14 protein-coding genes and 2 pseudogenes are annotated in these 13,055 nt (G+C 53.6%); 9 read left to right on the top strand and 7 right to left on the bottom strand.

Annotated features, from left to right (window positions below):
* Positions 1-40 precede the first annotated feature (40 nt).
* Both AC1XYH_RS08045 and AC1XYH_RS08040 read left to right on the top strand, forming a co-directional pair.
* Positions 41-1,225: a DUF4236 domain-containing protein gene (locus tag AC1XYH_RS08045; RefSeq protein WP_483326083.1), complete on the top strand. Its 1,185-nt coding sequence runs from the start codon at positions 41-43 to the stop codon at positions 1,223-1,225.
* An 89-nt stretch (positions 1,226-1,314) separates the two neighbouring features.
* Positions 1,315-1,683, top strand: coding sequence for a hypothetical protein (locus AC1XYH_RS08040; protein ID WP_096346759.1), 369 nt, complete (start codon positions 1,315-1,317; stop codon positions 1,681-1,683).
* 294 nt (positions 1,684-1,977) lie between these two features.
* On the opposite strand, the pseudogene AC1XYH_RS08035 reads toward AC1XYH_RS08040, so the two are convergent.
* Positions 1,978-2,143 (bottom strand): annotated as a pseudogene (locus AC1XYH_RS08035) (integrase); the annotation flags it as partial.
* A pseudogene (locus tag AC1XYH_RS08030) lies at positions 2,144-2,347 on the bottom strand (3-oxoacyl-ACP reductase); the annotation flags it as partial.
* Between the two features lie 92 nt (positions 2,348-2,439).
* Here AC1XYH_RS08030 and AC1XYH_RS08025 point away from each other — a divergent pair.
* Entirely contained in the window at positions 2,440-2,676 is a 237-nt protein-coding gene (locus AC1XYH_RS08025; protein ID WP_483326082.1) for a DUF4113 domain-containing protein, read from the top strand.
* A gap of 91 nt (positions 2,677-2,767) precedes the next feature.
* On the opposite strand, the gene AC1XYH_RS08020 is transcribed toward AC1XYH_RS08025, so the two are convergent.
* The gene (locus AC1XYH_RS08020) at positions 2,768-4,144 is read right to left on the bottom strand and encodes a tyrosine-type recombinase/integrase (protein WP_096344917.1); all 1,377 of its coding nucleotides are present in this window, start codon (positions 4,142-4,144) and stop codon (positions 2,768-2,770) included.
* Between the two features lie 432 nt (positions 4,145-4,576).
* On the opposite strand from AC1XYH_RS08020, the gene AC1XYH_RS08015 reads away from it, so the two are divergent.
* The 3 genes from AC1XYH_RS08015 (at position 4,577) to AC1XYH_RS08005 (ending at position 6,053) form a co-directional block, all read left to right on the top strand.
* On the top strand, positions 4,577-4,921 hold the full coding sequence (locus AC1XYH_RS08015) for a 50S ribosome-binding protein YggL (protein WP_483326081.1): 345 nt from the start codon (positions 4,577-4,579) through the stop codon (positions 4,919-4,921).
* Between the two features lie 169 nt (positions 4,922-5,090).
* Complete coding sequence (locus AC1XYH_RS08010) at positions 5,091-5,549, top strand: DUF2147 domain-containing protein (protein ID WP_483326080.1); 459 nt, start codon at positions 5,091-5,093, stop codon at positions 5,547-5,549.
* A gap of 6 nt (positions 5,550-5,555) precedes the next feature.
* Positions 5,556-6,053 (top strand): M48 metallopeptidase family protein, encoded by a 498-nt coding sequence (locus AC1XYH_RS08005; protein ID WP_483326079.1) that lies wholly within the window; start codon positions 5,556-5,558, stop codon positions 6,051-6,053.
* An 86-nt stretch (positions 6,054-6,139) separates the two neighbouring features.
* Here AC1XYH_RS08005 and AC1XYH_RS08000 read toward each other — a convergent pair whose 3' ends face one another.
* The gene (locus AC1XYH_RS08000; RefSeq protein ID WP_483326078.1) at positions 6,140-7,318 is read right to left on the bottom strand and encodes an MFS transporter; all 1,179 of its coding nucleotides are present in this window, start codon (positions 7,316-7,318) and stop codon (positions 6,140-6,142) included.
* Between the two features lie 141 nt (positions 7,319-7,459).
* The gene (locus AC1XYH_RS07995) at positions 7,460-8,392 is read right to left on the bottom strand and encodes a LysR family transcriptional regulator (RefSeq protein WP_483326077.1); all 933 of its coding nucleotides are present in this window, start codon (positions 8,390-8,392) and stop codon (positions 7,460-7,462) included.
* An 84-nt stretch (positions 8,393-8,476) separates the two neighbouring features.
* Here AC1XYH_RS07995 and AC1XYH_RS07990 point away from each other — a divergent pair, with 84 nt between their 5' ends.
* From AC1XYH_RS07990 to AC1XYH_RS07980, 3 genes are all read left to right on the top strand, one after another.
* On the top strand, positions 8,477-8,905 hold the full coding sequence (locus tag AC1XYH_RS07990) for a DMT family transporter (protein WP_483326076.1): 429 nt from the start codon (positions 8,477-8,479) through the stop codon (positions 8,903-8,905).
* Between the two features lie 15 nt (positions 8,906-8,920).
* The gene (locus AC1XYH_RS07985) at positions 8,921-9,391 is read left to right on the top strand and encodes a DMT family transporter (protein WP_483326075.1); all 471 of its coding nucleotides are present in this window, start codon (positions 8,921-8,923) and stop codon (positions 9,389-9,391) included.
* Between the two features lie 163 nt (positions 9,392-9,554).
* On the top strand, positions 9,555-11,423 hold the full coding sequence (locus AC1XYH_RS07980; protein WP_483326074.1) for a carboxylesterase/lipase family protein: 1,869 nt from the start codon (positions 9,555-9,557) through the stop codon (positions 11,421-11,423).
* Positions 11,424-11,498: 75 nt separating this feature from the next.
* Here the strand turns inward: AC1XYH_RS07980 and AC1XYH_RS07975 are convergent, their stop codons facing one another.
* Positions 11,499-12,311, bottom strand: a complete 813-nt coding sequence (locus AC1XYH_RS07975) for an alpha/beta fold hydrolase (protein WP_483326073.1) — start codon at positions 12,309-12,311, stop codon at positions 11,499-11,501.
* 157 nt (positions 12,312-12,468) lie between these two features.
* The gene (locus AC1XYH_RS07970; RefSeq protein WP_483326072.1) at positions 12,469-12,987 is read right to left on the bottom strand and encodes a hypothetical protein; all 519 of its coding nucleotides are present in this window, start codon (positions 12,985-12,987) and stop codon (positions 12,469-12,471) included.
* Positions 12,988-13,055: the final 68 nt, after the last annotated feature.

Genomic DNA, 13,055 nt, shown 5'->3' with positions numbered 1-13,055 from the left:
GCGCGCACATTGGCCTATGAATATATGGACAGGAAGTCTTATGGGATTTCGATTTCAAAAGCGAATCACGATCGCACCTGGGATTCGTCTCAACATCAGTAAGAGTGGGGTAAGTACGTCATTTGGGCCAAGAGGCTTAAGCGTGACCGCCGGAAGGCGAGGCACCTATCTGAATATGGGTGTGCCTGGGACTGGACTCTCCTATAGGGAGAAGCTTGATAATCAGTTAACCGGTATTTTGGTTCGAGGTGGCGGCGGCTATTCAGGCGTGGTGAATATCGATGTGGACTCGGGTGGAGTTCTTCGATTCACCGACGGTTCAGGTAATGACCTGCCGGCTTCGGCGGCGAAGAGGGTCAAAGCAGAGCGCGCGACCGAGATTGGAGAGCTACTCATCAGGGCGGCTGAGAAAATCAATAGCGATCTCGAAGCTTGTGTAGATATTCACCTCAGCACCCCATCGCCAACTTCTTCACCGCTTGGCCTGCCAGCTTTTGATAAAGCTCCGCCACGATCGCCGATTAGGGAATCTATTTCGCTGATGGATAAACTGCTGCTCCGGTCAGATAAGATCGAGCAGGCCCATGCTGCAGCGGTCGCCAAGTATCAGATTGATGTGTCAGCCTGGCGAGCTGAGCGAGAAACACACAATACTAAGAAAGCTGAAGTGGAAAAAGTGTTCCGTCTTGCTTCGAAAGGTTTTAGCGCCCAAATGGAAAATGCACTAGATTTCGTTCTGAGCAGAATGAAATGGCCAAAGGAAACCCAGGTTACGTACATATTCAGCCACGACAACACGGGGATCGCCGTGGATGTGGACCTTCCTGATGAAGATGAGACGCCCAGAACCTCTGCTGAGGTGCGTGCTACAGGCAAACTAGCGATAAAAAGGCGCTCAGATGCCCAGTGCCGCAAGGATTTTATCGCATTAGCTTTTGGGAGTTTGTTCAGAGTTGCAGGTGAGGTTTTTACGGTGCTGCCAGGTATTCAGAAGGTCTTAGTCTCTGGCTACATTCAACGTACTGATCTAGCGACGGGCAACGAATACAATGAGTACTTGATATCTGTAGTTATTGGCCGGGAAAAATGGTCCCAAATTGATTTTGAATGCTTGGAGAAGGTTGACCCAGCAGCAACTTTCAGGGGCTACAATGCGGGTTTCAAGCTTGACCGTTCATCAAGATTAAAAGGTATTGAACCTTACAACATTAGTGACCTAGGCTAAGCCAGATACTATCGGAACCCGCCATAAGGTATTGGAAAGTAAATAAAATCTCTGCATCGCCAGGCAATTGAGTACAGGAGCCATTGGGAATGAATAAATCAATCAAGGTAAATTCGGTGCGAGGCTTAATGATCCTCTTTTTTGCTGGCGCCGTAGCCTCACAAGCGTTGGCTCAAACCTATGTGATTCCGCCATCTGATAGCACCACGCGTCACGTGCCTGTTATCTCCGATTTGGCCATGGAACAGTGCGTCAGCGATTACAATGAATCCAATTGGCTTGAGCAAGACATCAAACGCACGACTATTGATGAATACAGCCAAGCGTCAGTGGATGCCTATAACGCCAAAATTGAACGGCTTAATAACATGACCAGCGCCTTCAACCAAAACTGCGCTGGAAAGCAGTCAGCATCAGCAGCAAAGGCCGCCGAGAAGCTCAATCAGTCCAGACGGTAGGTTTTGCTCTCTAATCCTGAACTAGGCTGACGCCTATTTCATTATAAAACGCCTGACGCATCGCATCTTAGTAAATCAATGAATTGCGCTCCGTCTGGTAATGTCTGCGACCCAAACCTGATTCGGTCGATAGGCCACCACTTCCGGCGGATCCGCTGCCTACTTATCCATGACGCCTTCACGTCACATGAAGTAGTTTCTATCACCTGATAGCCACAACCTTCTTTGAATACCCTCGTTGCTGGCAGTCACGGATAGGCTGGCGTTAGCTGCCTAGTCAATGTGTTGACTTCACCACTCCATCATCGACCGGCGTCGCTCAATATAGTCGGCACGGTTGTAAGCGCTTCGTACCTTATCTTTATCCACGTGCCAGAGCTACTTCAATCAGCTCTGGCTCAAACCCATGCTCGTTGAGCGTGGTGCTGGCATTGGAGCGCATACAGTGGCTGACCAGTCGACCAGCGTTGTTTACCAGGCCATCGAACGTAGTTACACCCCAGGTTGTCTGCAGGGTCAGTCTTACCGATTCTCGAAACGCGTCGAAACAGCTTACGTCGGCCACGTCCAGTTCAAGCGCCACGGCCTTGCCTCCTGATGCCGCAATACGACGAACAACCGCGGCGGCTGCCTCAGCATTCCTCTTGTAAGTCAGGATGACACCAGGTTGATCGTCCGTGCTGCCATGCAGGGGCTGGAAGCGATATTCTGGCCTGGCCTGGCCTGGCCTGCCATGCCTACGCCAAGGCAGAGATCATGCTGCTGGATCTGCGGCAGCAGGGCGAGTTTACCGATGACCTGTTCGCCGAGGTGCAGCCCGCTGCAGCTGAGAAGGTGATGAGTGTGCTGGATGAGATCAACGGGCGGTGGTGCAGGGGTACGCTACGGCGGGTGCGTGTGCCGGTGACGCCGGGGTGGGGGATGAAGCGGGAGCTGAAGAGCCCGAGCTATAAGACCAAATGGGCTGAGTTGTGGGGGGTGGGGTGCAGGTGAGCCTGAGCCCGGACGGTTGGGAGACCCATTTGCCGAGCGGTAACAGACTCAGCAATACGACTGCCGAGCGTGCAAAGCCGATATATCGAGATCAATTACCTCGGTTGATCATCACCACATTATCAATATCAGGTCTGGATAAAAGCTCCAGTCTTTCCCCGAGCAGGCTCCATGCGGCGGCCATTTCCTTCGCGTAGGTGTGGTGTTGGTAGATGCGCTTGAGCTTATTCTCTTCGGTGTGGTTGAGGCACCGGTCGGCAACCTCAGGTAAGACACCTAAGGCTGTCATTATCGTTGCGCCTGTGCGCCGAAGGTCGTGAGGAGTCCATTTGCCTCCAGGTAAGAGCAGGGCTGAGGACTTTGAACTCCGGTTTGTAATGATCGTTTGATCTGACTTTCTTTGTCGGTCGCCAAGCTGCTTGGTAACAGTTTTGGATGATACGGTCCCGCTCTTGTGCCGGTTTGGGTAGCACCATTGGGTACCGCCATTTACTTCCCGCAGTCGCTGGAATTGCCGAGCTGCAAAGGGTGATAAATAGACCGTAAGGGGTTTTCCGTTCTTGCTGTTTTCGGCCGGTATTAGCCAGATACCCTTGTCCAAATCTAGATGTTCCCAATGAGCACCAAGTAGTTCGCCAATGCGGCAGCATGTAGATAGCGCAATCCAGACAGCTGCTTGCGTTGTGACCAGAAGGCCTGCATCTGGAATCATTTTGACTAAGTACGTGATTTCGTCTTCGCTAAGCACTCGATCTCGCTCCGTATCCTTGCCGCCTATCTTAGCTTTGCGAATACTGGCGCTTGGGTCGTGTTCAATAAGGTCTCTATCGACCGCGAAGCGAAACATCTGGCGGATCAGCGAAAAAATCTGCTTTGCCATTCTGTTGACACCTCTGGCAAGAAGGGCATCGGTTACCTCAACAATATGGCCCTTTTTGACATCTGCTACCGCTAGCTTCCCAAGCGTCGGTAATACATCCTTCTTGAACATGCGGCGGACTTCTGCTCCACCGTCCTTTCTATTAATCAAATCTATTTTTGCCCAGTGCTCAAACAGGTCGTTCACTGACTTCCGTGCAGCCTGGTAGTGGGCTTCAGCTACCGATTTGGCTTTATTTGCAGCCAACCGTGCCATTTCGGCTTCACGCCCGGCTATTCGAGCGGCTTCTTCGGCTTCAAGATGTTCGCGTAAATCGGTTGTGCCAGCCAGATATAGAGTGGCTAACTCCCTTGCACGTTGGCGAGCGACCTTTAGCGTGATACCTGAGGTCCCATCCCGATCATAGGCGCCTATAGGTAACCGTATGCGCTTGCCTTCGGAGGTGGTGTAGCGGAAATAGAACAGCCGGTCACCGGATGGCATTATCCGAGCAATGAAACGGCCATGCCCTTTCGGGGCGGACTCATTTATCCAGATATCCTTATCGGAAGGTTTCACGTTCATTTGTCTGTCAGTTATTTCGCCCATCATTCCCTCGCTGGTGACCGTTTAGAATCTGCCGTGACCGTTTGGTGACCGTTTGAGCGTAGCTTAAGGCGGAACGCCATAGACGTCTATAGACATCAATCTTACGTAAGCTACTGTTAATAATGTAAATGACTAAAATTGACGAGCAACGGTAGACCCCAGGAGACAAGCATTTACCTATATGGGGTGCAAGGGGTCGAGTGTTCGAATCACTCCGTCCCGACCAAACAATTAAAAATCCAGTCACTTTGAGGTGGTTGGATTTTTTTGTGCGCGCTTGTTTTTCCATCGACAAGACTGCTCGGTTTCAGTGCTGAGATATATTCGTATGGATATCAGTATTGCCCATTCGGCGGCTTGATCAGCAATAGGCAGGAAGCCTCACCCGTTGGCTGCTACAATCCGCGCTAACATCATCCAAGAGGAACTTTCATGGCTACTAATCGCTCGCGTCGTTTGCGCAAAAAACTCTGTGTTGACGAATTTCAGGAATTGGGTTTCGAGCTAAATCTGGAATTTAAAGATGATTTGGAAGTTGAGGACGTTGATAATTTCCTCGATCAATTTTTGACTGAAGCTATGGACGCCAATGGGCTGGATTACGTTGGCACTGAAGGCTTCGGCATAGTTTGCCTAGATGAGCGTGGCTCTGTCAGTGAAGAGCAGCGTGCATCCGTCGAAGCTTGGCTGAAGGGCCGCAGTGAACTGGCAGTTGTCGAAGTAAGCCCGCTGCAGGATGCTTGGTATCCAGAAAAGCCGATTTCTCCGGCAGCATGAAGTCATTCCAAGGCCATCCACTGAGATGGCCTTTTTTATGAGTCTAAACAAATGCTTGGCGGAGCGATCCAATAAATTTCCGTCTCCTGCCTCTCACGGTAATCTGCGATAATTCCAGCACCTGTTTATATTAGTTCGACGGTCTTTGAACCAAAGCGAGATGCATACCATGCTGAATACATTCCAAATCCTGCGAGCCATTTTTGCGCTAATGATCGTACTCGCATCTTCGTTGGCTTGGCCGGGCGGCGACTCGCCTGTTGGCCTATGGAAGAGTATCGATGATGTCAGCGGCAAGCCGAGGGCCCTGATACGCATAAGCGAAGAGAGCGGCGCTCTACAAGGCACTATCGAACAGGTATTTCCCCAACCCGGTACAGAGGCAAGCCCCACATGCAAGGCATGTGAGGGCGAAAACAAAGATATGCCCGTGGTCGGGCTGACCATATTGACTGGTTTGGTTAGGGAAGGTGAGGAATATACCGATGGCCATATTCTCGACCCAGAGAATGGCAAGGTGTATCGCAGTAATGCTCGACTGATCGAGAACGGCAATAAGTTAGAAGTGCGCGGCTATATCGGTATGCCTGTACTCGGTCGCTCCCAAACCTGGATACGGCAGGACTAAACGCCAGTGACCGCACCTACGCTCAAATATCTCAGCGGTTACAGCCCCAGCCTGCAACAGCAGGTGCAACAGCTAGTTGAACGCGATCAGCTCAGTACCTGGCTTGAGCAGCGTTACCCAGCACAGGATCAGCACCCGATCCAAACCGATGCCGCACTCTACGACTACACTCAGCGCCTGAAGCAAAGACACATGCGCAGTAGCGATCCGGTCAGTAAGGTGTTTTTTGATACCCGCATGCACGTCATCGATAACGCACTGGGCCAGCATCAGTTTGTCAGCCGAGTGCAGGGCGGTAAGCTAAAACGCAAGAATGAGATCAAGGTATCGGCGCTGCTCAAAACCTTGCCGGAGCCTTTGCTGCGCATGGTCGTGGTACATGAACTGGCACACCTGCGCGAGAAGGAGCACAACAAGGCCTTCTATAAGCTGTGCCAGCACATGGAGGTGGACTATCACCAACTGGAGCTGGATCTGAGGTTGTTTCTAACGCTGCGGGGCTAGAGGGAGCATTACATTCAGTGTCTTGAATGGAGATTCATCCTCTCTATGCGCACCAGCATCTTATCGTAGATATCGCTGCAAATGCCTCATACACAAGCCTCGACCTTCGGCCTAAATACCACTGGACGCCAAACGCTGAGCAAACCAACAAAGGCGATGGCGGCTCCCACCCAGAGTGGGGCGCGCAAACCATAACCCTGTTCGATAACGGCACCGCCGGCCCAGCTACCAAATGCCAGACCTGCCGTGATCACCGATGTATGTAAGGTATTGACCATCGCAATAGGCTCGGCAGCTTTCATCACTCGCGCTGCCATGGCTGGGTTCAGCGCTACACCGGTCAAGCCCAACGCAATAAAACAAACTAGGTTGAGCCAAGTGTGTTCACCGGCCAGGGCAAAACCAGCTAGCACCAAGACCATCAATGCTAAACCCCAGCCTAGGGCAGACATGGTATGACGATCGGAAATTCGGCCAACAAGCGTGTTACCCAGCAAATTCGCTACGCCATACAACGCGAGCAACGGGGCCACATGGCCGGGCTTTACGCCAACTTCTTCGATCAAAATGGGCGTGCAATAACTAAATGCTGCGAATGTGGCACCGATGATCAGGCCGCTAGTGAGATAAGCACCCCACAAACTGCGGTTCTTTAACTGAGCCCACTGGCTACTCAACGGCGGTTCGCCGCCAGGAGTAGCAGTAGGGAGGCGTAAAGCGGCGATTGAAGTGCAAATTACCGCCAGTAGCACGACGATCCAGGCGCTGACACGCCAGCCAAAATGTTGCTCAACCCAGGCCGTCATCGGAACGCCAGCGACGGGAGAAAGCATCAGGCCGGCCAGTACCACTGAGATGGCGCGGCCCCGTTCATGTTTTGCCACTAGGCCCGCACATATCGTAATGGACAGGCCAATGCAGGCTGCGCTGGACACCCCCATAACTACTCTCGCTACTGCCAGGATCAAGTAGCTCTGCGCCGCAGCCCCCAGTGCGCTAGCGCAAACATAAAGAACCAATAGCCCAACCAATGCGCGCTTATTGCTCACGCGCCGAGCCAGCAACATTATAGTGACCGGCGGACCACCTAACGCCATACCCACGGCATAGAAGGCAATCAGGTTACCGACCTCGGCAAGGCTTACCGAAAAGGCCTCGGCCAGGGCGGGCATCATGCCCGCTACCATAAACTCGGCAGTGACCAACGAGAAGATAGTTAACCCTAACAGATAGACTGTAGAGGGCAGTTTAGAGCGGTGGGTCATGGATGCCTCGGGGAGAATTTCGCCCGCCACCCTAGGCAGTGATAGCTTCAGGGTCAAGCGACTTTTGGTGTTATTGGTATTTGGGAGTGGGGCTTTAGACAACCGACCGAGAGGTCGGGTGCTTGCTTAACATCTGACGGTTCAACTATCCCAGTAAGGACGCTCGCCAATTGTCTGGAAAAGATGCTGCAGAAACGCGGCGACCTTTGAGGAGCGCAGGCGATTTTCTGGATAAATCACGTGTATGCCTTCCAGTGTCGGTTCGCCAGACGCTTCAAACTCAACCAGTATGGGCAGCAAAGTACGTTCACGCAGCGCCTCATACAGCAGCCATGTAGGAAACAACACAATACCTTGACCCTGTAGCGCCGCCTCAACCAGGCTCTGGGCGTTATTGCCATAGAGATTACCCTTAACGTCATAACGTTGAAACAGCTCAGGGTCTGCAGGCTGGCGAAAGTACCAGGGCTGGATGCCGCGGGTGCCTTTGTAAACCAGGCAGTTGTGTTGCGCCAATTGGTCTGGGTGCGATGGCTCACCGTGCCGCTCGATATAGGCCGGCGCAGCACAAGCAACAAAGCGTTGGGGTGCTAGCTTCCGCGCAACCAAACTGGAATCCCTTAACGCACCAACACGTATAACCACATCTGCGCCTTCTTGTACCGGGTCGATAAAGGCGTCGCTTAAGGTCAGCTCGACATCCAGTGCCGGGTGCTGCGATTGCAACTCGGCCAGCAACGGGGCGATATGCCGGTGACCAAAGGCCACAGGCGCGTTGATACGCAATAACCCGCGCGGGCCGCTTGCGCCGCTGCTGACCTGCTCATTGGCCAGCTCCAGATTCTCCAGTATCTGCCTCACATCCTGGTAGTAGCGCTCACCGGAATCGGTCAGGCGCACGGCGCGGGTATGCCGGAACAGCAGGCGCTGGCCTAGGTGCTTTTCCAGGTTGGCAATATGCCGCGATACCGAAGAGGCGGGCAGGCTGAAGAATCTTGCGGCCTCAGCGAAGCTTCCCGTCATGGCGACACGTACAAACAGGCGTAGCGCGAGCAAGCTGGGCGAGTTGTCCAAAATGCAATAGTCCTTTGTGATTTGCACGGATTGTAGCAACAACAGCTGCGCATTACGCTTGCGGGCTTAAGTAAAGGAGGCGGTATGCAACAGGCAATTATTTTGCTGATGGTGTTGGTAGCAGGCATGGGGCTGTCGGTGGAGGCAGGACTGCTGGGTCCGCTTGGCGAGCAGGTTGGTCATCTTTCCGCCACCTTGTCGATTTTTCTGGTCGGTGCACTGCTGCTGTCGCTTGTGTTGGTATTCACTCGGCGGCGCCTGCTTGGGCAGCTTTTCACGCAGCCTCGGTGGATGTTGACCGGCGGCATTCTTGGGCCGATCTACGTCATTATTCTGACCATCGCCACGCCGCTGGTGGGCGTCGGTATGACCATGGTCGGCATCCTATGCGGGCAGGTCGCAGCCAGTCTGCTGATTGATCATTTCGGTCTACTCGGCAGCGAAAAGCGTGCGGTAGATGGTTATCGCGGCTTGGCACTGGTGATGATTTTTGCTGCACTTTGGTTAATGTAAAAGGAGAGATAACGCATGTTACCCATTGTTTTTGCGTTGCTATTATTAGGCGGCGCTGTACTCGCAGCACAATCTTCGATCAACGGAAAACTCGGCGCGCAGACAGGTGTGGTCGAAAGCGCCTGGCTGACTTTCGCTATGGGGGCGGTTATCACCTTCCTGTTGATGTTCTTCTTTGAGTCACCGAAGGAAGCGACCTTGTTTAGCGTGCCCAAATGGCAATTGATTGGTGCGCTGTTTGGCGTGGTCTACATGTTGGCCATTGTTTTTGCTGTGCCTCGCGTGGGCACCGCAGCGGCGACTGTGGCGGTGATTTCAGGCCAATTGCTGATGAGTCTGCTGATTGATCATTTTGGCTGGCTCGGCAACAACCGTTTGCCGCTAGATCCATCGCGTTATCTGTCGATGGCCCTACTGATAGGGGCGCTGACGCTGATTTATCTGAGCCATCGCAGGCGGGCGTTTCGGCTGGCCGCTGCTGAGTAAAACCAAAGCACTAAGTAACAACCAAACATCAGCATAAGCTCACAACCATGCAGGACATAGGCGTCGCTTATGTCTCATGCGGTATCGCATCCCAGCACTACACTGAGTTCTGCCCGACTGGGCGCAAGTATTCAAACAATAATAAAGACTCAGGAGATAGCGAATGCGTTCTGGCACCCATAAACAAGGTAGTAACGCTTCATCACGTCCTATTTTCACAACCCTTGCGCTTGCTATTGCTGGATCGCTCGCACTGAGCGGGTGTTTTAGCAGTGACAGCGACGATGATGATGAAACCAACGAGCCTACCAGCGCCAAAATCACCCTCGCCAATGGCGAAGTTCAAGGCATAGTCGAAGACGACACACTAATCTGGCACGGCCTGCCCTACGCCAAACCGCCCGTAGGTGATTTGCGCTGGAGAGCTCCGCTGCCACCTGAAAACTGGACGGGGACTCGCGATGCCACGCAGCGTCACGCGGAATGCGTGCAAGCGGAAACCACCACACGCTGGCAGCGCACCTCTACCATGGTTGGCGACGAAGATTGCCTGATCGCCGATGTGTATCGGCCCAACCGCGCCGACTACCAAAGCGAGAAGCTACCCGTCTACGTTTGGATCCATGGTGGCTCAAACAACTTTGGTACCGCCAAGCAGTACGATGGCCGGGCCCTGGTAGAGAACTCTGATGTGGTGATGGTGGTGTTGCAATACCGCCTCGGACCCTTGGGCTGGTTCTTCCATCCTGATGTGCAAACCGGCGGCGCGGACCCGTTATCTGACTCAGGTAACTTCGGTACGCTGGACACTATTCAAGCATTGAAGTGGGTTAAAGCAAATATCGCCGACTTTGGCGGTGATCCCGATAACGTCACCATCACAGGCGAATCTGCCGGCGCACATAACGTGCTTAACTTACTGGTATCGCCTGAAGCAGACGGCGGTCTGTTTCACCAGGCGGTATCGCAGAGTGGTGCGATGACAACACGCAGCACCAGCAATGCGCGCACTGCGACGAATAACCATATCGAATGGCTGATTCGTTTGATTGAGGATCGCAAGACGCCCGCTACGCCAATCAGCCCAGCGCAAGCAACTCAGATGCGCCAGGATATGGAGGTTGCCGGCACACTGAACGCCTACCTGCGCGCTGCTCAAGGCCGCGACCTTTACCAGGCCGTATTCAACTACAGCCAGTTGAGTTCATACGGCGGTATAGAAGACGGCACCGTTATCCCTGTTGGTGGCTGGTTACCCGCGTTCACCTCCGGGGACTTCAACAATGTGCCGGTGATACTCGGCGCAAACGAGTACGAGCAGAAGTCGTTCATGCCACTGTATGGCGGAGCACTAAAGGCAACCGTAGGCGGCACTATCCCGTCCGCTGCAGGTAAGAGCTGGCTCGACCTCTTAGATGTCGCCTTTGAAGGTACTCAGACACTTGATGATGTTCTGCCCACCCAAAAAGACAAAGACACCTACGAAGTCACTGGCTATAACGGCGGCCGTGCTTGGCGCGCGAAGTATGTAGATGAACTAGCGCGCGTGATTACCACGCATCAGCCTGCTACGTACGCTTATGACTTCCGCTGGGGCACTCAGTCTGGTCCGGCACCATTCAATTTCATCTATGGCGCGGGACATGCCTCGGAAATTTCGTTCTTCCATGGTGCCGGTGAGGGGCTGTTCAATCTACCCTTTACCACACAGAACGAACCTGGCCGCAAGGACTTGCAGAACGCAATGATGGATTATCTTGCGGACTTCGCGCGTGGAGGTAATCCAAACGGCGAGTTCAGCAAAAACGAGCTGGCTTGGCAGCCCTGGTCCAATACGGCAGGCGCCGACAAGGTCATCGTGTTTGATGCCACCGACTCAGCCACCGATATCAGCATGTCCAACGAAGGTCTGACCTTGGATGGCGTCAACACCGCTTGGATCGCGGCAATGACCACCCTCGGGCTAACGCCGACCGAACAAGGTGCACTGCGTACTTTCTTTGGGCAGTCGGCGAGCTACTCCAACCCCTAATCAGCAACGCCAAAAGCAAAACGGGACCCTAGGGTCCCGTTTTTTTTGAAACTGATCTAAGGGCCTATAAACCCTTCAGCGACCCGCAGCTTCCGCCCGTTTGAAGTGAGCTTCCAGCGCTGTATTAACTGGCTCCGGGGCTTCGAGGCTAGCTGAGTGTCCGGCGGCCTTGATGACAACGCAGCGGCCGTCGGCAGCGCCCGCTGCTATCTGCTCCGAAAGGTCGATGCTGTAAGCGTGGTCTTCCTCGCCCGCAATCGCCAAAACCGGCGCCTTGATGAGATGCAGTTCATCGACCACGCTCTGACGCTCGACTACCGCTTCGGCTGCAGCGCCAATTTCGTGCGGTAGCGCGCCCATTCGGCTGCGCCAGGTTGATCGCAGAGTGGCCTGCGACTCGGCAGCAAGCGTAGCATCGCCAAACATGGTGTACATGAGTTGATCCATTACCGCCCCCGTACCGTGATCCTTCAAGGCCTGAACCAAGGGACGATATTGCTCGGTGTTGTGCTCTTTATCGGCGGACGAACCCACGGTCGTCACCGAGCGTACTAGCTCCGGATACCGTGCACCCAAGCGCAACGCAACAAAGCCTCCCATGGAATTACCGACCATATGCACAGGGCCCAACTCCAGGCTTTTGATCAGTGCTGCTGCATCATCGGCAAGCGCATCCATGCCGTATTCGCCGTTTTTAGGATTGGATGTAAAACCGTGACTGCGCTGGTCATAAGCGATCACACGGTAGTGCTCGGAAAAACGCTCTACCTGATGTTCAAACATGCGATGGTCAAAGAACAGCGAATGCGCGAGTAGTATTGCCTGGGCGCCGTGGGGGCCAGTGTCTTGGTAGGCGATCTCTACGCCATTTAACTCAATCATCGGCATAACATAAACTCCCTGATGCGAAGAAGGAGAGAGCAGCGATCATAATCGGCACGCGGACTCTCTGGCCGGTATATATGTGACAACGGCATGACCCCGTTCGTTTCGAGCGCCCAGGCAGAGCGAATAAAAGTTTGGAGGCATTCGCCCACGCTGTTAGCTACTGGATTACGCTGACAGCGCGTTCAACCTGGCTTATTTTGGCGGCATTTGGGTTGCCCTGAACGCGGGCAGCAATCTGCCCCTGTGTGTCCAAAACAAACACGAACGCATTCGTACTGTCACGCGGAACGTCCAAAGCGGCTTCAAGGCTGGACTCATTTAATAGCCAGGTCTGGTCATGATACCGCTCTGGTATTTTTGCCTTGGCGCGGCCAATCGCATCTTCCTCGCTCATAAAGAATGGCAGATCGATCGCCAATACATCACGGATGCGCACCATGCTGGGATCAATGTTTTCACGCAACGCGTTGGCCCATAAGCGGGTGTCTTCGGCGGCATCCTTGCTCGGGGTGACGATAAGGATGGTTGGCTGGCCGATCAGTTGCGTTGACTTGATTTGTGCGCCTGTCAGCACGGTCGCCGTGAATTCGGGAATAGGAGTGCCTGACAATTGTGACCAAACCTGCAGGGGAGCCAGTGCTAACAGTGTGAGGGTAAGGGTAAGGGAATGCTTCATAGGGTTTTTGCCTTTGTATTTGCCACAGGCAGCTTACGCTAACACGTGAGGCACCAATAACTAGCCGA

It is taken from the genome of Pseudomonas sp. GW-45, assembly GCF_056896675.1.
The sequence above is the reverse complement of the archived record's forward strand: the minus strand, read 5'-3'. Positions and strand labels throughout refer to the sequence as shown.

Bases quoted from the DNA above. Each gene is read 5' to 3' on its own strand.
- AC1XYH_RS08010 (WP_483326080.1), top strand. From the start codon at position 5,091: ATGCTGAATACATTCCAAATCCTGCGAGCCATTTTTGCGCTAATGATC.
- AC1XYH_RS07980 (WP_483326074.1), top strand. From the start codon at position 9,555: ATGCGTTCTGGCACCCATAAACAAGGTAGTAACGCTTCATCACGTCCT.
- AC1XYH_RS07990 (WP_483326076.1), top strand. From the start codon at position 8,477: ATGCAACAGGCAATTATTTTGCTGATGGTGTTGGTAGCAGGCATGGGG.
- AC1XYH_RS08040 (WP_096346759.1), top strand. From the start codon at position 1,315: ATGAATAAATCAATCAAGGTAAATTCGGTGCGAGGCTTAATGATCCTC.
- AC1XYH_RS08045 (WP_483326083.1), top strand. From the start codon at position 41: ATGGGATTTCGATTTCAAAAGCGAATCACGATCGCACCTGGGATTCGT.
- AC1XYH_RS08000 (WP_483326078.1), bottom strand. From the start codon at position 7,318: ATGACCCACCGCTCTAAACTGCCCTCTACAGTCTATCTGTTAGGGTTA.
- AC1XYH_RS07985 (WP_483326075.1), top strand. From the start codon at position 8,921: ATGTTACCCATTGTTTTTGCGTTGCTATTATTAGGCGGCGCTGTACTC.
- AC1XYH_RS07975 (WP_483326073.1), bottom strand. From the start codon at position 12,311: ATGCCGATGATTGAGTTAAATGGCGTAGAGATCGCCTACCAAGACACT.
- AC1XYH_RS08020 (WP_096344917.1), bottom strand. From the start codon at position 4,144: ATGGGCGAAATAACTGACAGACAAATGAACGTGAAACCTTCCGATAAG.
- AC1XYH_RS08025 (WP_483326082.1), top strand. From the start codon at position 2,440: ATGCTGCTGGATCTGCGGCAGCAGGGCGAGTTTACCGATGACCTGTTC.
- AC1XYH_RS08015 (WP_483326081.1), top strand. From the start codon at position 4,577: ATGGCTACTAATCGCTCGCGTCGTTTGCGCAAAAAACTCTGTGTTGAC.
- AC1XYH_RS07970 (WP_483326072.1), bottom strand. From the start codon at position 12,987: ATGAAGCATTCCCTTACCCTTACCCTCACACTGTTAGCACTGGCTCCC.